Here is a 19804-nt window from a genome sequence, read left to right on the forward strand (position 1 = left end):
TACTCTGCTGGAGATATAACCCGGCCGCTCAGGCCGGGTTTGCGGCGACTGAAGGGGAGGAACAGTCATGGCGCGTTCGCTTCTTGAGCGGTTCACCGTTTCCCGGAAACGCCGAACCGCTCTACCTCCTTGTTTCGACGCAATTCCCAGGGGAATTGCTCTCGCCGGCGTTTGCGGGTTGGCCTTGTTGCTGATGCCCGCCGCGAGCGCGTTTGCCCAGACTGAGACATCGGCCGCGCAACCGGTGCCGTCGGCCGAAAAGCCGGCCACCGAGCAGGGGACGGGAACGGGCACCGCCGATGCTGCCGACGACGACAGCCAGGCACCAATACCGTTCGAAGGCGGCCAGCTGACCATCACCCAGAAGGAACAGTATGGCGAGAAGGTGCTCGCCTATGACGGCAAGCAGCTGGCCAGCAACTACGACGTCTTCTTCGACAGAATAGTCGAGGTCGGCGGCGTCAAGGTGGCACTGTTCGATGTCGGCGATGGCGGCAATCAGTGCGGGCCGGCGACGGTGATCGTCTGGAAGCCGGAAGGCGATACCATCCAGAGCACGACAGTCGAACAGGACGAGTGCGGCGCGCCGCCCTCGGCGGTGTCGGACAACGCCATCTATTTCGTGCCCTATCTGTTGCCGGGCGATCAGAAGCCGGCTTTGCAATGGTCGCCGACGGACGGGCTGACGATTTCGGGCAATCTGACCTACATGCCTGAGCCCGGCACGGACTGGAAAGACATTGATCCGGAAAAGTACCAGAACATCATCGACGCCTTCCACAACGAGGCCGTCTACAAGCAAGCCGAGACGCTGCTCGGCAAGGACATGCCCGACATGGCGACCAGCCTGCTGGTCGGCGGCGGCACGGAAAAGACCGCGTCCGGCGCCTTCTACGCCAGCGGCTGCGTGCCGCATGATTGCGGCGGCAATGACGGCTTCATGGCCGTCGACCCGGCCCAGCACAAGCTCTACTTCGCCCGCCGCGGCGACAATGGCCAGCCGGACGCCTGGCCTGACGTGAAGACCTGGCCGGCCGATGTGAAGGCGGCGTTGGACAAGGCGCTGGGCGAGGCGAATTAGAACGGGCTCCTGCTGTGAGGCCGCGATCCTTCGCGCCCCCCTCTGTCCTGCCGGACATCTCCCCCTCAAGGGGGGAGATTGGCTGTTTCGGCGCTCCGCTCATTCCTGCAATAATTGGCGAAAGCCGGGACGACTGCAATCTCCCCCCTTGAGGGGGAGATGCCTGGCAAGGCAGAGGGGGGCGCTGTCCCGCCAACATCAACCGCTTGGCCCATGGTCAGCCCAGCCCTTTCCCTGCAAAATGCCACACCATCCGCGAGGCCTCCCATGCGCAAACTCATCTCCACCGGTTCGCCGTTCGAAAAGACCGCCGGCTATTCGCGCGCGGTGGTGCAGGGCGACTGGTGCTTCGTGTCCGGCACGACCGGCTACCACTACGCCACCATGACGATGCCGGACAGTGTCGAGGCGCAGACGCGCAATTGCCTGGCGACGATCGGCAAGGCGCTGGAGGACGGCGGTTTTGAAATGGCCGATGTGGTGCGGGCGCATTACTACATCACCGACCAGGCCTTCGTGGACGTGGTGTTCCCGATCCTGGGCGAGACGTTCGGCGACATCCGGCCGGCGGCGACGATGATCGTCTGCCAGCTGAACAAGCCGGAGATGAAGATCGAGATCGAGGTGACGGCGCTGCGGCGCTCGGTCTAGAGCAGTTCACCGTTTCACGAAACGGCGAACCGCTCTATCTCTTTGTTTTGACGCAATTCCGGACGGAAAACCGTTCACACTTTTCCTGGAATTGCTCCAGGTAGTTGAGGCCAAGGCCATGAAGGTCCGGCGCATCGTCGCCAATATCGCCACGCAAGACATCGCGGCGGCGAAGCGCTTCTATCAGGACGTGCTCGGCCTCGACGTCCTGATGGACCTTGGCTGGATCGCCACCTACGGTTCCGAGGCGGAGATGCAGGTGCAGGTCTCCTTCATGGCCCAAGGCGGCTCCGGCACGCCGGTGCCGGATCTCTCGATCGAGGTCGACGATGTCGAGGCGGCGCTCGAAGGCATGAAGACGGCAGGCTTTGCCATCGAATACGGGCCGGCCGACGAGCCCTGGGGCGTGCGCCGTTTCTATGTGCGTGATCCCTTCGGCCGGCTGGTGAATATTCTCTCGCATCGATGAAGCTCAGGCGCTGGGAATTGCGAGACGCTGGCGGGACAGCGCCCCCCTCTGTCCTGCCGGACATCTCCCCCTCAAGGCGGGAGATTAGCGGTCTCACCGTTCCGCCAAGGCAGAGGGGGCGTGAAGGATCTCAGCGCTCGTCCCCTTGCGTCGCAAGCGCTTGGCGTTTAGCAAAGCGCCGGTTCAAATCTTTCTGGGACGATTTTCATGGCAACGAAGCATCTTTTCCTGCTCCCCGGTGACGGCATCGGCCCCGAGGCCATGGCCGAGGTCAAGAAACTGATCGCGGCCATGAATGAAAAGCTCGGCAGCGACTTCGCCACCGACGAAGGCCTGGTCGGCGGCTGCGCCTACGATGCGCATGGTGCCGCGATTTCGGATGCCGACATGGCAAAGGCTATGGCGGCGGATGCGGTGCTGTTCGGCGCCGTCGGCGGGCCGAAATGGGATGCCGTGCCCTACGAGGCGCGCCCCGAAGCCGGCCTGCTGCGGCTGCGCAAGGACATGGAGCTGTTCGCCAACCTGCGCCCGGCCATCTGCTATCCGGCGCTGGCCGCTTCCTCCTCGCTGAAGCAGGAGGTGGTCGAAGGCCTCGACATCCTGATCGTGCGCGAATTGACCGGCGGCGTCTATTTCGGCGAGCCCAAGCAGATCATCGACCTCGGCAACGGCCAGAAGCGCGGCATCGACACGCAGGTCTACGACACGTTCGAGATCGAACGCATTTCGGGCGTCGCCTTCGAGCTGGCGCGCACGCGCAAGAACCACGTCACCTCGATGGAAAAGCGCAACGTCATGAAGTCGGGCGTGCTGTGGAACGAGGTTGTCACCCAGACCCACAAGGCTAGATATTCCGAGGTCAAGCTCGACCACATGCTGGCCGATGCCGGCGGTATGCAGCTGGTGCGCTGGCCCAAGCAGTTCGACGTCATCGTCACCGACAATCTGTTCGGTGACATGCTGTCCGACATCGCCGCCATGCTGACCGGCTCGATCGGCATGCTGCCGTCGGCCTCACTCGGTGCGCCCGACGCCAAGACCAAGAAGCGCAAGGCGCTCTACGAGCCGGTGCATGGCTCGGCGCCGGACATTGCCGGCAAGGGCATCGCCAATCCGATCGCCATGATCGCTTCCTTCGCCATGTGCCTGCGCTATTCCTTCGGCATGGTCGATGAAGCCGACCGGCTGGAAGGCGCGATCGCCGCCGTGCTCGACCAGGGCCTGCGCACAAAGGACATCTTCTCGCCCGGCATGACCGAGGTCGGCACGGTCGAGATGGGCGACGCGATCATCGCCAAATTCCTGGGCTGATCCACCATGGCGGTCGCCGTCCGTTGGGCGACGACTGGCGACGCCAGCGCACTTGCCACCATGCTGTGTGCGATGGCGGTGCACTACAAGCAATCGCCGCTCGACCCGGACCGGGCCCTGTCGGCGGCGCGCAAATGGCTTGGCGAGGAAAGCCCGGCCTATCCGCACTTCGCGCTTGCCTTCGTCGACGGAGAGGTCGGCGGGCTGGCGTCGGTGGCGATCGCGCATCCCGGCATCGATCTCGAGCGGCTTCTGTTCCTCAAGGATCTGTTCGTGCTGGACGGAACCCGGGGCGGCGGTGTCGGCCGGGCGCTGATCGGCTTTCTCACCGGCCATTGCATGCGCGAAGGCATCGGCCGCGTCGACCTGACCACCGAGGACTGGAATGAGGGCGCGCTGCGTTTCTACGACCGGCTTGGCGCCGAGCGCCACGGCCAGAAGATCTTCCTCAGATTGTCTGGCGCCGCCTTGAAGAAGATCAAACCCTGACGCCCGCCGGCACCGGTCCCCACTGGTTTTCGCGCCCCTGCGTCGGGATCAGGGCGAAGATCAGGATGATCAGGCTGCCGAAGGTCGGGATCAGGATCAGCAGGCAGAGCCATCCGGTCAGGCCGAGGTCGTGCAGGCGGCGCACGATCATGCCGAGGCTGGGCAGGAAGGTGGCCAGCAGGAACATTCCCAAAAGCCCGATCGTCACTGCCGGCACCTCGATGCTGCCGAAATTGCCCATCTGCGCATCGGCGAAAACGCCAATGCCGATGACCATCAGCAACGCGATCGTCCAGAACAGGCAATAGCCCCAATATTCCTTGCGGCGGGCGCGGCCGGCGAAATTGAAGTAGTTCTGGGTCAGGCCCCGCCAGAAATAACCCCAGAGGTCGCTGGGTTCGGCTGGCTCGGAGGAACGGCCGAAATGCCGTGCCTGCGATGGCGCGGCTGCGGGTGCTGCGGCAGCTTGAGCCGGTGCGGCGCTCAAAGCGGCGTCGGCAACCGGGCTCGCAGCGGCGATCGAAAAAACATCGCGCGCCTGGCCGCCGCCCGGTTGGAACTCGACCGCCGTCCCCATGGTCATTGCGGTTTGCCGGCGCAGGTTCTCGCGGGTGAAGGTGTAGCGGTTACCGTCGGCTCCGGTGATGAAGCCGAAGCCCTGGTCCTCGTCATAGTGAAGAACTTCGCCGCGCATGCGCCACCCCTGTCGCCAATGTCCCTGCCAAGGTGTCGCATGGGGCCGCGCCCATGGGCAAGCCATGCGCCATGGCTACCATATCAGCGGCAAATGAAGCATAAGGCGTCAGAAGCAGCCATCCTCGCCCAAAGCAGACAATGACAGCCGAGTGCCCTGATGCCAGTGTCGCGACGCAAGCCGGCGAGGCCGAGAGGCCTGCCCCCTCTGTATTGGCGATCGACGCCACCGGCCTGATGCTCTGGCCACCCGGCAAGGGGCTGGCCGGCATCCCGCGGGTGGAAAGCTTTCTCGTCAACGCGGCGCTGGCCGATCCCGACCCTTGCGTGGAGGTGGTCGCGTTCAGGTCTGGGGACGGCCGGTTCGGACCACTCGCACCCTATGAACAGGACCATGTCGCGGCAGGCGAGATTTCACCGCATCATGTCACACGGTGGCCAGGAAGGCGCGCTGCGCTGTCGCAGGCCTTCGAGGCCGTGAGGCAATATCCATCGGGGAGGCGCGAGACGGATCGCCATCTGGCCAAGGCGGTGACCAATGGTCGTAAGGGGATCGTCTACCAGGCGACCCGGCTGCTTATCCGCGCCTATCGTCTCTACCGGCGGACCAGGGTCCGCCTAAGCCAGCTGACTCCACCCCTGCCGGTCGAGGTTGAACGCGGCCTCGTGCTGATCAGCCATCATATCCTGACCCAGGAAGACCGGTCCGCCGTCTCCGGCGACGCCGGCAAGCTTGCCTTCCTCTGCCACGATATCATCCCGGCGTTGCGTCCCGATTTGCTTGGAGCGGGCACTGGTGAACGCCGCTTCGGGTCCTATATCGAACACCTCGTGCGCTTGGGCGCCCCGGCATTCTGTGCCTCCGACGAAGTCGGCGTCACGCTGACCGATCACATGCGCAAGGCCGGCATCGCCGCGCCGGTCGTGTACCGGTTCCCGATGCCCTCGATCCTGCACGAGACGGCATCGCGCATGGGCGCTACCTCCCGCATCGCGGCTGCCGAGCCGTTCGTGATCTATTGCTCGACCATCGAGGTGCGCAAGAACCACATCCTCCTGGCGCGGATCTGGCAGCAGGCGCTGGAAGAAGGCGTCAAGCTGCCGAGGCTTGTCTGCGCTGGGCGCTGGGGCTGGATGATCGAGCCGCTGCGCGCCTTTCTCAAGGCGCATCCCGAACTGCTCCAGTCGATCACCTTCACCGGGCTGGTCAGCGACGAGCAGCTAATCCAATATTATCGCAGCGCCACCTTTGGCGTTTTTCCCTCGCATATCGAAGGCTGGGGCTACGGCGCTTCGGAATGTCTCGATTTCGGCGTCCCGGTCATCGTGTCGACGGCGCCGTCGCTGATCGAAGCGACCGGCGGGCTGATGCCGGCGATCGATTCCAATGACCAAGCCGGCTGGTATGCGGCCATCCGCAGGATGACGGAGGACCACGCCTGGAGCTCGTCGCTGGCCGAGCGCATCGCCAAGCAGCACCGCCCGACGCCCGCATCGGCAAGCTGGGCGGCCATCAAGGCCGGTCTGCATGCGTCGGTCTCCCGGGCTTCGAACGCCTGACCAAACCGGCCGGTTTCGATCCGTTACTGGCCTGGAACAATGGAGAAAAACGAGTGCAACAGGGCTGTTTGGCGGAGGTAAAATGAAGAGCAAAAGACTTGCCCTGTACACTTTCGGCATATTCCGTGCTCCAGCCAGTGATCCCGTGAACCAGAGTTTTCATGACCGCAACGATCGCAATTTTCTGATTGCCGAAACGAGCGAGGGATTCATCGCAAGGTCGGGCTATGAGGAGGAACCTGGTCCGGAAAGCTGGGGCACGCAAGTTTTTCCGCGCTTCTATAGTGAACGTGGAGACGGTTGGTCGCCATCGACGTTGTCGCTGTGGAAAGACCTGGCATCGCCGATGGCATTCTCCTATGCCGGAATTCATAGGGAGGCGATGAGGCACGGACGAGAATGGTTTCTCAAACCCGCCTGCCCGCCCTATGTGCTGTGGTGGGTCGAGCGGGATTATACGCCCACCTGGACGGAAGCCGTGGTCCGACACGAATTTCTCCACGACCACAAGGCCAGCGCTTTTGCCTTCGATTTCAAGACATGTTTCGATGAAGACGGCTGCTCGACGACAGTCGACAGCCAGGTGGTCAAGCAAAACATGCGCTTGAATGAAGAACGCCAGCAGCAAATGATCCAGACCGTGAACTCATAATGCGGAATGGCCGAGATGGAGTGACAGCGGCCTGTCCGTTTCTTGCCGTCGGAAGGGACAGGCCGCTGCCCTGCCGAGCTATTTCAGAGGCAGAAAGAGTTCAACGACCACTTCGCGTAGCGGCCCCTCCGGGAAGTGGGACAGGTGTCGTTGGCAATAGATCGGAAAGTCGCGTGCTTCTTCGCCGCTCGCCGGAAGCCATTCACGATAAAGGTAAAGTGCTGCGGGTTCGAGATTGTTGGTATTGCCTGGGTAACGCAGCACCGCACAGCGTCCGCCCGGGATCACGCCAGCCTTCATCTGTGCGTCATTCGCCTCGATCGGTTGGTCGGTCCCGGCACAAATGTCCATGCTGTAGTCAGCCGGGACCGCAGGCTCTCTTTCGGAACGGAAGACGTTGAAGGTCGGGCTTGTCTCGGGCGACAAGCCCGCGGCCTTACGCCAGGCGATGAACCGCTGGATGGTGTCCTGGAGCGTCGCCCGATCTCCGCGATGCTCCATGATCGCCACCGGCGTCGGGGGCACATCGCGGATCGTCACGTCGCCGTGATCAAAAATTATCTGCATGAGTGTGTTCCTTGCTTTTTCGAGAGGCCCGAAGGCCATAAGCCACGAACCCCAGTCGGGAGATTTCCGGAACGACGAAGGCGATTGTCCGAACCGTTGCCGAAAGGCGCGGGCGAAGGCATCCGGCGCGTCATAACCGGCATCCACCGCGATATCGGTGACGCTTTGGGTGTCACTTTCGGCAAGCCTGTACGAAGCACGCTTCATGCGGGCGAGCTGGACATAGCGATGCACGGACAATCCGAAGGTGGACGTGAACTGCCGATGGAAATGGTATTTCGAGAACGCCGCGACACCGCTCAACGCCTCCAGGCCCAGATCGTCATCCAGATGCTGGTCGATGTGGTCCAGCACCCGCTGCATTCGGGCTTGGTAGTTTTCAAGTGCTGCCTTCAACGCTCTTCCTCCGTGGCGACACCAACTAGGCCTTTCCGGATATGTCGCGCTCGACCGATCTTGCGATTTTGGCATGGATCAACAGGGGCCTGGACACCATGGCGCGATCTGCCAGCGCGCGACGGCCCGGGCACGATCAGCCACAATCGCTTTGTGCGCTGCTGAAAGGCGGAGGCCGCATGATGGATGCCATCGCGGCAGCACAAGGCGGCGACATCCAAATGATCGACAGCGCGAGTGCAGTTCACCGTTTCACGGAAACGGCAACCCACTCTATCTCTTGGCTTTGATGCGATTGCGGACGGGAACCCGTTTCACACTTTTCGCCATCATGCTCAAACTGGCCGCTTCTTCGCCTTCTTGTGCTTCGGCGGGCCGGCATTGTCGAATTTCGGCTTGCCCGGCTTCTTCGCCCACGGCTTTGCCTCATGCGCGGCGGCGGGGCGTTCGGCTGCCGGGGCACGTTTCTCGAACTTGTGCTTCGGTGCGTTGGGGTCGAACGGCGCCTTGCCGCGATGCGGTTTCTTGTCGGGGCTTGGCGGCTGGTAGCCGGCCCGCGACAGGTCCGGCGTGCCGTCCAGCCGCTTGACCACGATGTTGCCCTGGAGTTTGCGGTCGGGACCGATCGCCGTCAGGAAACGATCGGCCCAGTCGGCGGCGATCTGCACGAAGGTTTCTTCCGGCTGCATCTTGATGGCGCCGATCTCACGCTTCGAGATGTTGCCGGTGCGGCACAGCATCGGGATCAGCCAGCGCGGCTCGGCATTCTGCCGGCGTCCGATCGACAGCGAAAACCAGACGCTGGCGCCGAAATCGTCGCGCCGGCTGGGCGCCTCGTCGCGGCGCGCGAAACCTTCGCCCGCCGGTCTTTCACGCGAGGGCGTGAACGGCGCGACATCCATGAGATCCTCGGGCGCGGAGCGGCTGGCGCGGCACTGGCGCACGAAGGCGGCGGCCACCCGCTCGGCGCCATGCTGGCTGAGAAGCGCCTCGATGAAGGCGCGCTCGTCGTCCTTGACCGGCTCGTGAAAGGCCGGATCGGCAAGGATGCGCTCGTCGTCGCGCCGGATCACGTCGTCGGCCGATGGCGGGCTTGCCCATGTCGCGGTCAGCTTGGCGCTCTGCAGCAGGCGTTCGGTACGCCGGCGGGCGCTGTTGGGCACGATCAGCGCGCTGACGCCCTTGCGCCCGGCGCGGCCGGTGCGGCCGCTGCGGTGCAGCAGCGTTTCAGGGTTGGTCGGCAGATCGGCGTGGATGACCAGTTCGAGATTGGGCAGGTCGATGCCGCGCGCCGCGACGTCGGTGGCGATGCACACCTTGGCACGGCCGTCGCGCATCGCCTGCAGCGCATGGCTGCGCTCGTTCTGGCTGAGCTCGCCGGACAGCGCCACGACCGAAAAGTTGCGGTTGTTGAAGCGGGCGGTGAGATGATTGACGGCGGCACGCGTGTTGCAGAACACCAGCGCGTTCTTCGCCTCATAAAAACGCAGCACGTTGATGATGGCGTTCTCGCGGTCAGCCGGGGCGACGCTGAGCGCCCGGTATTCGATGTCGAGATGCTGTTTTTCCTCGCCGGCGGCCGAGATGCGCACGGCATCGCGCTGATAGCCCTGGGCGAGCGTGGCGATCGAGCGCGGCACGGTGGCCGAGAACATCAGCGTGCGGCGCTCGGCGGGTGCTGCGTCGAGGATGAATTCGAGATCCTCGCGAAAACCGAGATCGAGCATCTCGTCGGCCTCGTCGAGCACGACGGCTTTCAGCGCCGACATGTCGAGCGAGTTTCGGGTTATGTGGTCGCGCAGCCGGCCGGGCGTGCCGACGACGATGTGGGCGCCGCGCTCCAGCGCGCGCCGCTCGGTGCGCATGTCCATGCCGCCGACGCAGGACGCCACCGTGGCGCCGGTCAGCTCGTAAAGCCATTCGAGTTCGCGCGTCACCTGCAGCGCCAGTTCGCGCGTTGGCGCCACCGCCAGCGCCAATGGCGCTGTGGCTGGGGCAAAGCGTTCCGCACCGTCGAGCAGCGTCGGCGCCATGGCAAGGCCGAAGGCGACGGTCTTGCCGGATCCGGTCTGCGCCGACACCAGCGCGTCGGCCTGGCCGAGCTCCAGAACCGCCTTCTGCACCGGGGTCAGGTCGGAATAACCGCGTTTTTCCAGCGCCTTTGCCAGCGCGGGAACAAGTGCTTCGAAGTTGGACATCTTACTCTTTCGGAATTCGAGGTTCTGCGCTCATCATGGGAGCACGAGCCGGGGCCGGCATCGCCAGCCAAACAATCTTGGCCGTTCGTACTTCCTGCCGCCGCTCTTGTACAGGGCAAGCGGCACCGGCGTTCCCCCTCGCCCGATTGACTCCTGATACAAACCGCGTAAAAGCCGGCTTCGAACAGGATTGTTTTCGATGCGCGGCCTTCTGACGGCTCTTCTTGCATTCGACGCCCCCAGCCACAATGTAAGGCATTGGGCTGGGCGCTCAGACGCATCCGTCCGTTCCAGCAAAACCATGGCCAAAACCACCACCAAAACGGTGTGATTCCCTTGGCCTAACCACCCTCTCCCGGGTTCGGCCCGGGGGACGGAACCCGCATTGGCCGGCGGGTTTTCTCCAAAAACCAAGCGGAGAGGGACAGGAGATTTCGATGAGTTTCAAGGTTGCAGTCGTCGGCGCCACGGGCAATGTGGGTCGGGAAATGCTCAACATACTGGAAGAGCGCGGCTTTCCGGTAAGCGAAGTCGTGGCGCTCGCCTCGCGGCGCAGCCAGGGCACGGAAGTGTCGTTCGGCGACCGCACGCTGAAGGTCAGGACGCTCGACCAGTATGATTTTTCCGACACCGACATCTGCATCATGTCGGCCGGCGGCAACGTCTCCAAGGAATGGTCGCCGAAGATCGGCAAGCAGGGCTGCGTGGTCATCGATAATTCGTCGGCCTTCCGCTACGACCAGGACGTGCCGCTGATCGTGCCGGAAGTGAACCCGGACGCGATCTCGCTGTTCACGCGCAAGAACATCATCGCCAACCCGAACTGCTCGACGGCGCAGCTGGTCGTGGCGCTGAAGCCACTGCACGATGCCGCCACCATCAAGCGTGTCGTCGTCGCCACTTATCAATCAGTATCCGGCGCCGGCAAGGAAGGCATGGATGAGCTGTTCACGCAGACACGCGCGGTGTTCGTCGCCGACCAGGTCGACGTCAAGAAGTTCACCAAGCGCATCGCCTTCAACGTCATCCCGCATATCGACGTCTTCCTCGACGACGGCTTCACCAAGGAAGAGTGGAAGATGGTGGCCGAGACCAAGAAGATGCTCGACCCCAAGATCAAGCTGACGGCGACCTGCGTGCGCGTGCCGGTATTCATCGGCCATTCGGAAGCGGTCAACATCGAGTTCGAGAAGCCGATCACCGCCGACGAGGCGCGCGATATCCTGCGCGATGCTCCCGGCTGCCAGGTCTTGGACAAGCGCGAGGACGGCGGCTACATCACGCCGCTGGAATCGGCCGGCGAAGACGCCACCTTCATCTCGCGCATCCGCGAGGATTCGACCGTCGACAACGGCCTGTCGATGTGGATCGTCTCCGACAATCTGCGCAAGGGCGCGGCGCTCAACGCGGTGCAGATCGCCGAGCTGCTGGTCGAGCGCGGCCTGATCCAGCCGAAGAAGAAGGCGGCCTGACGGCTCTTTGGTTATCGCTCACGGGCCGCACCGCCGCTTGCGCGGCTGGCCCTGCGCGGGCGCGCCGGACGACCGGCGGCCCGCAGTCGCGGGCTCGGCCCTCGGCCGATTGGTGTTAGATTTGCGAAGGCATTGATGAAGGCCGATCTCCCCCCACGAGGGGGGAGATCGGCAGCTTTGGCCGCCGCGCTAAACTCTGTTCTCCTTGGCCAGTTTCCGCAACAACTCCATTGCCTCCTCGGCCCGCTCCGCCGGCACGAACAGGTGATCGTGGTAGAAAGCCGAGACCGGATTGACGCCCATGCCGGCAGTTGCCAGCCGCGTGGTGATGGCGGCGAGGAAGCCGACTGCTTCCAGTGACGAATGGATGTTCAGCGTGATCATCCGGCAGCGGAACGAGGCGGCCAGCCCGGCGGCGTGGGCCGCCGCCTCGGGCACGATCAGCGTCGTGCCCTCGCGCTCGCGGAATATCATGAGCGGTTCGAGGCCTTCCGGCCGGGGAATTCCAGGCGCCAGCGTGGCGAAGACATAAATGCCATCCAGCAATTCCGGCGTCATCGATGCCAGCAAAGTCTTTAGATCGGTTTCGCCGGTCATTTGTTCCTCACCTGGATGCATCCATAGCCGCGAGCGTTGAATGCCGATAGTCGCGATGTGAGGCTGGAGGGACAGCACCCCCCTTTGCCTGGGCATTTCCCCCGCAAGCGAGGGGAGATCGGACGTCGCTTCCGCTTTCGCCAATAGCCAAATTCACTGATTGGCTGGGATTTTCGAGGTCGGCCTCGCCATCTGGAGCGCGAAACCGAGGCATGACCGGCGCGGCACGCTACCGCTTGTTCGAGCAGGCGGCGTCGCGATCTTTGTTCTCCTCGGGATCAAATTAGCCGTCTGAGAGTTAAGAACCAGGCGGCGAGACGGCGATCCGCGTGTGAGAGGAACGAAAGATGAGAAAAATCTTGACCATTCTGGTGTTGGCGACGGCGCTCGGCGCATGTTCGCAGACGGAAAAAGGCGCTGCCGTGGGTGGCCTTGGCGGTGCCGCGGTCGGTGCCGCGGTTGCGGGCGATCCGGTGCAGGGCGCGGTTGTCGGGGGCGCGGTCGGTGCCGTGGCCGGCGCACTGATCGGCCATGCCAGCGAAAGCGGCCAGTGCCGATACCGTGACCGCTATGGTCGGGTCTATGTCGACCGCTGCCCGAGCGGCTATTGATCGCCTCAGGGCTGAGATCAAAACGGCGGGCACGGGCCCGCCGTTTTCATGTGATTGGATAATCAGAGCAATTCCAGGACAAGTGTGAAACGGTTTGGCCGGGAAAAGCGCATAGCGCTTTCCCTTGGGAATTGCGTCAGAACAAAGAGTCAGAGCAGTTGTCGGATGTAATCCCAGGCTTCCCGGCCGAGATCCGCATCGGCGCGATCGTTGCCGCCATGCGCGTGCGATATCGACCTTGAGGTGGTTTCCCCCGGCAAGAGGATGCGGTGGCCAGCGTCGGGCGCTGAAACCAGGCGTGTGGCCTTTCCGGCATCCTTTCGGCGCTGAACGATCGCTTCGGCGAAATCCAGAGATGGCCAAAGCGCATCGTCGCCGCCGGCGACCAGCACGATCTCGGCCGGGATTGCCTCGACCGGAATGGCGGCCCTGGCCGCTTCCTCCCAGAAATTTGTCAGGCAGTGCTCGAAGAGGCCTCGGTAGGACACCAGGCCGTCGACATGGCTTGCGTTCCAATTCGGGTCGGTTGGAACGAACGGCAATGGAAGCCCCTCCAGGGTCCACGACGATCGTTCAGGCCAGGCGATGCCATCGCGGCCCGGCCCGATGTTTCCCCAGACCACCGATGTCGGGCTGATCGCCACCACGGCATCGATGCGCGGGTCATGGGCCGCCGCGAGCAGGGATGCTTCGGCACCCTTGGACGTGCCGACATAGACGATGCGCCGGCATCCCAGTCCGGCGAAATGGTCTGTTGCGGCGAAAAACGTCTCGAGAGGGACCTCGCAGATGCCGCGAACCTGGCCTTCGCCGCCAAACCACTGAAGCGCGAGCGCCGACGCGCCCTCCCTGGCGAACAGCCTGGCGCGAGCGACGTCGACACGGCCGCTGGATCCGCTCAAGACGACAACGCCCGTCGTGGCGCCGGTGCAGCGCAACAGCTTTCCGGCAACGCCACCGGACAGGATGTCTTCCGTGATTGCCCGTTCGCCCATCCGCTCCATCAGCCTAAAGCGTGTCGCGTCGAGACGGATTCATGCGCCGCGCTTCAGGTCTTTGTTTTGTGCATGTCGCCCCCCAAAACCGAGATCACTTCTGGGCGACATGCGTTGAATGCCCCCATGGCATTGCCGGATGATAGCAAAACGGCGGGCACAGGCCCGCCGTTTCGTCGATGCGATGAAGCAATATTTTACTCGGCGGTGGCGGCTTCCGCCTCGGCCGGAGCCGCGGCAGCGGCCGCGACGGCGGCAGCGGCGTCTTCCTGCGCCTTCTTCAGCAGGGCGGCGCGCTCCTGCGCCTTCTTGCCCGGCTCGGCCTTCTTCGGGTTGGAGCGGGCATCGCGCTTGGCGAGGCCGGCCTCGTCGAGGAAGCGGAGTACGCGGTCGGTCGGCTGGGCGCCATGCGACAGCCAATGCTTGACGCGGTCGGCGTCGACCTTGACGCGCTCGCCGTCCTTGGGCAGCAGCGGGTTCCACGAGCCGAGCGACTCGATGAACCGGCCGTCGCGTGGCGAACGGGCGTCGGCGACGACGACGTGGTAGTAAGGACGCTTCTTCGAGCCCGCACGGGCCAGTCTGATCTTCAGTGCCATTTCTTTTCTCCTAAAAGCTCTGATTTCGTTTGATTGGATTTCAACTGAGATTTCTCAGCCGGTTTTCGTCACGCCGTTGGCAGCGGATTTTTTGTCCCGCCGCTGCTCGAAGCGGCGATCTGTTCGTGGTGTCGGATCACTTCGCGGACGACGAAGTTGAGGAATTTCTCCGCGAAATCGGGGTCGAGATGTGCGTCATGCGCCAGCTGGCGAAGACGGGCGATCTGCTGCTGCTCGCGCGCCGGATCGGCCGGCGGCAAGCCATGCTCGGCCTTCAGCACGCCGACCGCTTTGGTGCAGCGGAAGCGCTCGGCCAGCATGTGGATGAGGGCGGCATCGATGTTGTCGATCGAGGCGCGGTAGCCGGCCAGGATGGTGCGTGCGTCGGCCATGTCTTTTTCTTCGTTCATAGCGGCCCTCACTTCTTCTTGCCGAGGCCGGGCAGCCCGCCGCCGCCGAGGCCCGGAAGCCCCGGAAGTTTCATGCCGCCGGGCAGGCCGGGCAGGCCACTACCGCCAGGAAGACCGCCAGGAAGGCCCTTCATGCCGCCAAGGCCTGCGGCCTGCGCCTTCTTCTGCAAGGCTTCAAGCTGCTTGGGGTCCATCTTGGAAAGGTCGGGCATGCCGCCCATCATCCCCCCGGGGCCGCCGGGCATCATGCCGCCAAGGCCCATCTTGGAGGCAAGGCCGCCCATCATGCCGCGCATCAGGCCGCCGCCTTTGCCCTTGCCGCCCATCGCCTTCATCATGTCGGCCATGCCGCGATGCATCTTCAGGAGCTTGTTGATCTCGGCCGCGTCGGTGCCGGAGCCGGCGGCGATGCGCTTCTTGCGCGAGTGCTTGAGCATGTCGGGATTGGCGCGCTCGGCCTTGGTCATCGAGGAGATGATGGCGAGCTGGCGGCCGAACATCTTGTCGTCGAGGCCGGCGGCGGCCATCTGGTCCTTCATCTTGCCCATGCCCGGCATCATGCCCATGATGCCGCCCATGCCACCCATCTTCGACATCTGCTGAAGCTGCTGGGCGAGGTCGTTCAGGTCGAACTTGCCCGACTGCATCTTCTTGGCCATCGCCGCCGCCTGCTCGGCGTCGATGTTCTCGGCGGCCTTCTCGACCAGGCTGACGATGTCGCCCATGCCGAGGATACGGTCGGCGATGCGCTTGGGGTGGAATTCCTCCAGCCCGTCCATCTTTTCGCCGGTACCAATCAGCTTGATCGGCTTGCCGGTGACGGCGCGCATCGAAAGTGCGGCGCCGCCGCGGCCGTCGCCGTCCATGCGGGTCAGCACAAGGCCGGTGATGCCGACGCGTTCGTCGAAGCTTTTCGCTAGGTTGACGGCGTCCTGGCCGGTCAGCGAATCCGCGACCAGCAGGATCTCGTGCGGGCTCGACACCTTCTTGATGTCGGCCATCTCGACCATCAACGGCTCGTCGATATGGGTGCGGCCGGCAGTGTCGAGGATGACGACGTCATGGCCGCCGAGCTTGGCCGCCTGGACGGCGCGCTTGGCGATGTCGACGGGGTTCTGGCCGGCAATGACCGGCAGCGTCGCCACCTTGACCTGCTCGCCGAGCTGGCGCAGCTGCTCCTGCGCGGCGGGCCGCCGCGTGTCGAGCGAGGCCATCAGGACTTTCTTGTTCTGGCGCTCGGTCAGGCGCTTGGCGATCTTGGCCGAGGTGGTCGTCTTGCCGGAGCCCTGCAGGCCGACCATCATGACGACGACGGGCGCCGGCGCATTGAGGTCGATGGCGACGCCTTCGGCGCCCAGCATGTCGACCAGCTCGTCATGGACGATCTTGACGACCATCTGGCCGGGCTTGATCGACTTCAGCACGGCGGCGCCGACGGCCTTCTCGCGCACCTTGTCGGTGAAGGTGCGCACCACTTCGAGCGCCACGTCGGCCTCGAGCAGCGCACGGCGCACCTCGCGAAGTGCTGCCGAGACATCAGCCTCCGACAGCGCGCCGCGGCCGGTCAGGCCGTTCAGGATGGAGCCAAGACGCTCCTGCAGGGACTCAAACATTGGTCAACTCGCCGCGCGAGAGCGCCTTGGATTCATAGTTATCCCTGTCGGGCCGATGGCCCTCCACGCCTCTTGTGCGCTCCTGTAGCGATTCAAACATCGATCGTCCTTCAATCTCGGTTCGGTTCGATCCGAGAGGTAATGCGTTCGCGCCAACTGTCCAAGCAAAAGCAAAGCCCAAAACCAAAAAGCACCCGGGGGCGCTCAGCGCTGCCGGATGTTGGCCTCCAGGATCGATTTACAGCACTTGGCCTCAAAGAGGCTTCGGCGTCCTGGTCGGCTTGCTCGGAGGGATACTCGTCGCGGAATTCGAGGGGTGTAGACAGGAAATCGGCCGAAGAGTCAAGACAAGGGCTGCAATTGCGTCAGGTCCGCGCTGCCCCTCATCCGCCTGCCGGCACCTTCTCCCCGTATAGAGACGGGGAGAAGGGAGCAGTCGCAGCGGCCGCTTCAGCGACCGCCGGCCTCTATCAACGCACCACGTACATGATGCGCCGCGTCTGCGGGTCGACCAGCGTCGGCTGACCGTTCACATAGACATAGCGGTAGTTATAGTCCGGGATTTCGCGCAGTTCGACGGTGTCGGGCAAGGTTGCCCCGGTCACCACCTCGCCATCCAGATAGACGGGGTCGAGGCGATGCGTATCGACATAGGTGCGGACTTCGGCCGGTGGCCGCGGGATGGCATCGACCGGCTCGCCGGCGACGATCGCTCCGGTATAGTCGGTCGAGTAGTCGCCGATGTCTTCCGGCGGCGAGACGACGGCGACGCTGGAGCCGTGCGGGCGCTGCGTCAGCACCACCCGGCTGCCGCCGAAATCGGCCGTCACATAGTCGGAATAGACCCAGCCCTGGCCGCCGGCTTCGGCGATGGTGCACCATTTGCTGTTTTCGATGCAGCCATTGAGCGTTGCCGACTGGCCGGCGGCGAGCACGCCGATGACCGGATATTGCGGCCCGGGGCCGGCGCGAACGTTGAGATCGGTGACCGCCGAGACGGCGGTATCGGCAAGTGCTGAACCCGACATCACGGTCAGCATCCCGGCGACCGCGGGAATCAATACGGATTTCATGATTTCTCTCCGTTTTCATGGTCCCTCGGCGGTAAAAACGGCGCAGCGGCGCATGCGTTCCGGCTAAAACGCCTGCATCAACTCACGATTTGTTCCCGGTTCTTTCGGCAAACCGGTCAGAAGGTCGTGAACGAAGGTGAGTTTCCGCGCCGTGACGTCCGAAATGACGAAGGGGTAGAGGTCGGGCAGGCCCATGCAGCGGTTGATCGAGTTGGAGGCTTCCGACAGCACCAGCCAACGGGCAAGGATCTTGTCGAAGGGCTCGGGCGTGTTTGCGGGTTCCGAAGGTGCTGCCTGCAGTTCGCCGCCGGTGTCGCCTCGCGGCAGATCGTTGGCTTCCACTGTCTCGAGCCGGCCGAGCGGGAAGTTCAGCGCATGGACCATCTCCAGCGTGTCCGTGATGTGCAGATGATGGGCCCAGGTTTCGGCCCAGTCCTCCCACGGATGCGAGGTGGCATAGGCCGAGATGTGGTTTTGCTGCCAGTCGGGAGGCGCGCCGTTGGCATAGTAGGTCTTCAGCGCCTGTTCGTAATCGGCGCGTTCATCGCCGAACAAGGCGCGGAAGGCTTCCAGCCTTTGCGGGTCGTCGCGGATCAGTCGGTCCCAGTAATAATGGCCGAGCTCATGGCGGAAATGGCCGAGCAGCGTGCGATAATTCTCACCCATCTCGACGCGGCGCTTCTCGCGCTCGGCGGAATCGGCCTCCGCGACATTGAGCGTGATCAGGCCATTGTCGTGGCCGGTAAGGATCCGTTCGCCGCCGGGGCCGCCGCCGATCGGATCGGCGAGGAAGTCGAAGGCGAGGCCGATCTCGTCGGTGGGGGCCTGCTTGGGCGCGACCGGCAGGCCGAAGGCGAGCAGCGAATAGATGGCGCGCTTCTTGGCCGCCTCGACCCGGATCCAGCGGCGGCGATTGCCGTCGACCGAGAGATCGGGGATCAGCTGGTTCAGCACGCAGGCACGGCAAAAAGCCTGTCCGGGTTCGGTCATCCAGTTGCAGGCGCACTCGTCGGCGTTGGTGCACTGGAAGGCGCCGTCGGCGCCCGACAAGGCAAATCGGGCATGGCCGGGATCATAGAGCACGAGACTCCCGCAATTCAGGCACCGGGCGTTCTCGAAGTAGAGACGGTGGCCGCAATGCGGGCAGTCGAAAAGTTTCATGTCGGTCTCAATCGTCGGATCAGGGGAAGGACGTCGTTCAAACGCCGATCATCAGGCGTCGTTCCCGACCGTGACACCATTCAGCAACATGGTGGAAGGATCGGCGGGGTTTCGGCCGCGCCCGCCACAATAATCACTTGATCGTAGGCAAATTCCACGGCATTCGCCAGCATTGCGGTAGAGACAGTGACAAGAGCACGTCCGAGACAGCGACAAAGGGCGCGTCTGGGACAGTGACAAGAGCATGTTTCGCTGGCAAATTCGCGCGGGACGTGAATCAGGCAACCAGGAGAACAACATGGCATTTCTTGCCAAGGGTAGGATTTTAGCGGCCACCGTAGTGGCGGTACTTGCGCTGGCAACGGGCGCGCAGGCAGCATCCAGCTGCGGCAAGACCGGTGCCGGCTTCGAGGCCTGGAAACAGGATTTTGCCGCGGATGCCAAGGCCGAAGGTGTCGGCTCGAAGGGTCTGGCCGCCCTGGCCGGCGCCACCTACGCAACAAGGACGATCTCCGCCGACCGTGCAATCCACAAGGCTTTCAGCGGCTCGGTGGAAGCCTTCATGAAGCGCCGTGGCGGGGCCGCGATCATTTCCAAGGGCCGTGCGCTGAAGAAGTCTAACGCCGCGCTGTTCAACCAGATCGAGCGGAACTACGGCGTGTCGCCGGGCGTGTTGCTCGCCATCTGGGGTATGGAAACCGGGTTCGGTGCCTCCATGGGCAACCAGAACACGGTCTCCGCCATTTTGACGCTGGCCTACGATTGCCGCCGCCCGGACTATTTTCACCCGCATGCCATTGCGGCCCTGAAGCTGGTCGACCGCGGAGCGCTGAGCGCCTCGTCGGTCGGCGCCATGCATGGCGAGGTCGGCCACACGCAGTTCCTGCCCGGAAATGTTCTGAAGTATGCAGTCGGCAGCGGGAATCTGCGCGACAAGGCGACGGCGCTCGCTTCCACCGCCAACTTCCTCAAAGGCCACGGCTGGCGAGCCGGCGCGAGCGCGGACGCGAATATGGGCGCGATTGCCGGCTGGAATTCCGCGAGCGTCTATCAACAGGCCATCGCCCAAATCGCCACGGCGATCGACGCCGACTGATAGAAATATCTATTCGGCAAAAGCCCGGCCATGTGAACTGACCCCCGAAAGTTGGACACAACCTTCGGGGGTTTTGCATGTCCAGACATGGTGCGCGTTTCAAGCGCTTG

The 19804-nt window shown here is 63.7% G+C and carries 20 protein-coding genes; 10 read left to right on the forward strand and 10 right to left on the reverse strand.

Features of this window, described 5'->3' with window-relative positions; translation table 11 throughout:
- Positions 1–193 precede the first annotated feature (193 nt).
- The 5 genes from LB577_RS26610 to LB577_RS26630 all read left to right on the forward strand — a co-directional run bounded on the left by LB577_RS26610 (position 194) and on the right by LB577_RS26630 (position 4001).
- Positions 194–1081, forward strand: coding sequence for a hypothetical protein (locus LB577_RS26610; protein ID WP_263496234.1), 888 nt, complete (start codon positions 194–196; stop codon positions 1079–1081).
- Positions 1082–1348: 267 nt separating this feature from the next.
- The gene (locus LB577_RS26615; protein WP_224689583.1) at positions 1349–1732 is read left to right on the forward strand and encodes a RidA family protein; all 384 of its coding nucleotides are present in this window, start codon (positions 1349–1351) and stop codon (positions 1730–1732) included.
- 118 nt (positions 1733–1850) lie between these two features.
- Entirely contained in the window at positions 1851–2201 is a 351-nt protein-coding gene (locus LB577_RS26620) for a VOC family protein (RefSeq protein ID WP_224689584.1), read from the forward strand.
- Between the two features lie 207 nt (positions 2202–2408).
- Positions 2409–3512, forward strand: coding sequence for a 3-isopropylmalate dehydrogenase (leuB, locus tag LB577_RS26625; RefSeq protein WP_224689585.1), 1104 nt, complete (start codon positions 2409–2411; stop codon positions 3510–3512).
- A gap of 6 nt (positions 3513–3518) precedes the next feature.
- Entirely contained in the window at positions 3519–4001 is a 483-nt protein-coding gene (locus LB577_RS26630; RefSeq protein WP_224689586.1) for a GNAT family N-acetyltransferase, read from the forward strand.
- Here LB577_RS26630 and LB577_RS26635 read toward each other — a convergent pair.
- Positions 3991–4695 (reverse strand): DUF805 domain-containing protein, encoded by a 705-nt coding sequence (locus tag LB577_RS26635; protein ID WP_224689587.1) that lies wholly within the window; start codon positions 4693–4695, stop codon positions 3991–3993. The genes LB577_RS26630 and LB577_RS26635 overlap by 11 nt on opposite strands.
- Positions 4696–4835: 140 nt before the next feature.
- Between LB577_RS26635 and LB577_RS26640 the strand changes: the two genes are divergently transcribed.
- Positions 4836–6254 carry a glycosyltransferase gene (locus LB577_RS26640; protein WP_224689588.1) on the forward strand — a complete coding sequence of 473 codons (1419 nt, stop codon included), beginning with the start codon at positions 4836–4838 and terminating at the stop codon, positions 6252–6254.
- 82 nt (positions 6255–6336) lie between these two features.
- Complete coding sequence (locus LB577_RS26645) at positions 6337–6906, forward strand: DUF3291 domain-containing protein (protein WP_224689589.1); 570 nt, start codon at positions 6337–6339, stop codon at positions 6904–6906.
- 78 nt (positions 6907–6984) lie between these two features.
- On the opposite strand, the gene LB577_RS26650 is transcribed toward LB577_RS26645, so the two are convergent.
- A complete protein-coding gene (locus tag LB577_RS26650; protein WP_224689590.1) occupies positions 6985–7869 on the reverse strand; it encodes a GyrI-like domain-containing protein in 885 nt (294 codons plus the stop codon).
- Positions 7870–8204: 335 nt separating this feature from the next.
- On the reverse strand, positions 8205–10067 hold the full coding sequence (locus LB577_RS26655) for a DEAD/DEAH box helicase (protein WP_224689591.1): 1863 nt from the start codon (positions 10065–10067) through the stop codon (positions 8205–8207).
- Positions 10068–10504: 437 nt separating this feature from the next.
- Between LB577_RS26655 and LB577_RS26660 the strand changes: the two genes are divergently transcribed.
- Positions 10505–11539, forward strand: a complete 1035-nt coding sequence (locus tag LB577_RS26660; RefSeq protein ID WP_013892196.1) for an aspartate-semialdehyde dehydrogenase — start codon at positions 10505–10507, stop codon at positions 11537–11539.
- 189 nt (positions 11540–11728) lie between these two features.
- Here LB577_RS26660 and LB577_RS26665 read toward each other — a convergent pair whose 3' ends face one another.
- Complete coding sequence (locus tag LB577_RS26665; protein ID WP_224689592.1) at positions 11729–12136, reverse strand: ACT domain-containing protein; 408 nt, start codon at positions 12134–12136, stop codon at positions 11729–11731.
- A gap of 347 nt (positions 12137–12483) precedes the next feature.
- On the opposite strand from LB577_RS26665, the gene LB577_RS26670 reads away from it, so the two are divergent.
- Entirely contained in the window at positions 12484–12747 is a 264-nt protein-coding gene (locus LB577_RS26670) for a YMGG-like glycine zipper-containing protein (RefSeq protein ID WP_224689593.1), read from the forward strand.
- A gap of 149 nt (positions 12748–12896) precedes the next feature.
- Here the strand turns inward: LB577_RS26670 and LB577_RS26675 are convergent, their stop codons facing one another.
- The 6 genes from LB577_RS26675 to LB577_RS26700 form a co-directional block, all read right to left on the reverse strand.
- Entirely contained in the window at positions 12897–13742 is an 846-nt protein-coding gene (locus tag LB577_RS26675; protein ID WP_224689594.1) for an acyl-CoA thioester hydrolase/BAAT C-terminal domain-containing protein, read from the reverse strand.
- Positions 13743–13939: 197 nt separating this feature from the next.
- Positions 13940–14341, reverse strand: a complete 402-nt coding sequence (gene rpsP / locus LB577_RS26680) for a 30S ribosomal protein S16 (RefSeq protein ID WP_010912392.1) — start codon at positions 14339–14341, stop codon at positions 13940–13942.
- A 68-nt stretch (positions 14342–14409) separates the two neighbouring features.
- Entirely contained in the window at positions 14410–14751 is a 342-nt protein-coding gene (locus tag LB577_RS26685) for a chorismate mutase (protein WP_023768383.1), read from the reverse strand.
- Between the two features lie 8 nt (positions 14752–14759).
- Positions 14760–16364 carry a signal recognition particle protein gene (gene ffh, locus LB577_RS26690; protein WP_224689595.1) on the reverse strand — a complete coding sequence of 535 codons (1605 nt, stop codon included), beginning with the start codon at positions 16362–16364 and terminating at the stop codon, positions 14760–14762.
- Positions 16365–16834: 470 nt separating this feature from the next.
- On the reverse strand, positions 16835–17437 hold the full coding sequence (locus tag LB577_RS26695; RefSeq protein ID WP_224689596.1) for a DUF1236 domain-containing protein: 603 nt from the start codon (positions 17435–17437) through the stop codon (positions 16835–16837).
- A gap of 63 nt (positions 17438–17500) precedes the next feature.
- The gene (locus tag LB577_RS26700) at positions 17501–18598 is read right to left on the reverse strand and encodes a putative zinc-binding metallopeptidase (RefSeq protein WP_224689597.1); all 1098 of its coding nucleotides are present in this window, start codon (positions 18596–18598) and stop codon (positions 17501–17503) included.
- A gap of 298 nt (positions 18599–18896) precedes the next feature.
- On the opposite strand from LB577_RS26700, the gene LB577_RS26705 reads away from it, so the two are divergent.
- Positions 18897–19694 carry a lytic transglycosylase domain-containing protein gene (locus LB577_RS26705; RefSeq protein ID WP_031258489.1) on the forward strand — a complete coding sequence of 266 codons (798 nt, stop codon included), beginning with the start codon at positions 18897–18899 and terminating at the stop codon, positions 19692–19694.
- Positions 19695–19804: the final 110 nt, after the last annotated feature.

It is taken from the genome of Mesorhizobium sp. B283B1A, assembly GCF_020165735.1.
Classification (GTDB): Bacteria; Pseudomonadota; Alphaproteobacteria; order Rhizobiales; family Rhizobiaceae; genus Mesorhizobium; species Mesorhizobium opportunistum.

Coding starts and splice junctions, on each gene's coding strand:
- LB577_RS26700 (WP_224689597.1), bottom strand. CDS start 18,598: ATGAAACTTTTCGACTGCCCGCATTGCGGCCACCGTCTCTACTTCGAG.
- LB577_RS26695 (WP_224689596.1), bottom strand. CDS start 17,437: ATGAAATCCGTATTGATTCCCGCGGTCGCCGGGATGCTGACCGTGATG.
- LB577_RS26640 (WP_224689588.1), top strand. CDS start 4,836: ATGACAGCCGAGTGCCCTGATGCCAGTGTCGCGACGCAAGCCGGCGAG.
- LB577_RS26610 (WP_263496234.1), top strand. CDS start 194: ATGCCCGCCGCGAGCGCGTTTGCCCAGACTGAGACATCGGCCGCGCAA.
- LB577_RS26620 (WP_224689584.1), top strand. CDS start 1,851: ATGAAGGTCCGGCGCATCGTCGCCAATATCGCCACGCAAGACATCGCG.
- LB577_RS26630 (WP_224689586.1), top strand. CDS start 3,519: ATGGCGGTCGCCGTCCGTTGGGCGACGACTGGCGACGCCAGCGCACTT.
- LB577_RS26635 (WP_224689587.1), bottom strand. CDS start 4,695: ATGCGCGGCGAAGTTCTTCACTATGACGAGGACCAGGGCTTCGGCTTC.
- LB577_RS26645 (WP_224689589.1), top strand. CDS start 6,337: ATGAAGAGCAAAAGACTTGCCCTGTACACTTTCGGCATATTCCGTGCT.
- LB577_RS26665 (WP_224689592.1), bottom strand. CDS start 12,136: ATGACCGGCGAAACCGATCTAAAGACTTTGCTGGCATCGATGACGCCG.
- rpsP (WP_010912392.1), bottom strand. CDS start 14,341: ATGGCACTGAAGATCAGACTGGCCCGTGCGGGCTCGAAGAAGCGTCCT.
- LB577_RS26685 (WP_023768383.1), bottom strand. CDS start 14,751: ATGAACGAAGAAAAAGACATGGCCGACGCACGCACCATCCTGGCCGGC.
- ffh (WP_224689595.1), bottom strand. CDS start 16,364: ATGTTTGAGTCCCTGCAGGAGCGTCTTGGCTCCATCCTGAACGGCCTG.
- LB577_RS26655 (WP_224689591.1), bottom strand. CDS start 10,067: ATGTCCAACTTCGAAGCACTTGTTCCCGCGCTGGCAAAGGCGCTGGAA.
- LB577_RS26675 (WP_224689594.1), bottom strand. CDS start 13,742: ATGGGCGAACGGGCAATCACGGAAGACATCCTGTCCGGTGGCGTTGCC.
- LB577_RS26615 (WP_224689583.1), top strand. CDS start 1,349: ATGCGCAAACTCATCTCCACCGGTTCGCCGTTCGAAAAGACCGCCGGC.
- LB577_RS26660 (WP_013892196.1), top strand. CDS start 10,505: ATGAGTTTCAAGGTTGCAGTCGTCGGCGCCACGGGCAATGTGGGTCGG.
- leuB (WP_224689585.1), top strand. CDS start 2,409: ATGGCAACGAAGCATCTTTTCCTGCTCCCCGGTGACGGCATCGGCCCC.
- LB577_RS26670 (WP_224689593.1), top strand. CDS start 12,484: ATGAGAAAAATCTTGACCATTCTGGTGTTGGCGACGGCGCTCGGCGCA.
- LB577_RS26705 (WP_031258489.1), top strand. CDS start 18,897: ATGGCATTTCTTGCCAAGGGTAGGATTTTAGCGGCCACCGTAGTGGCG.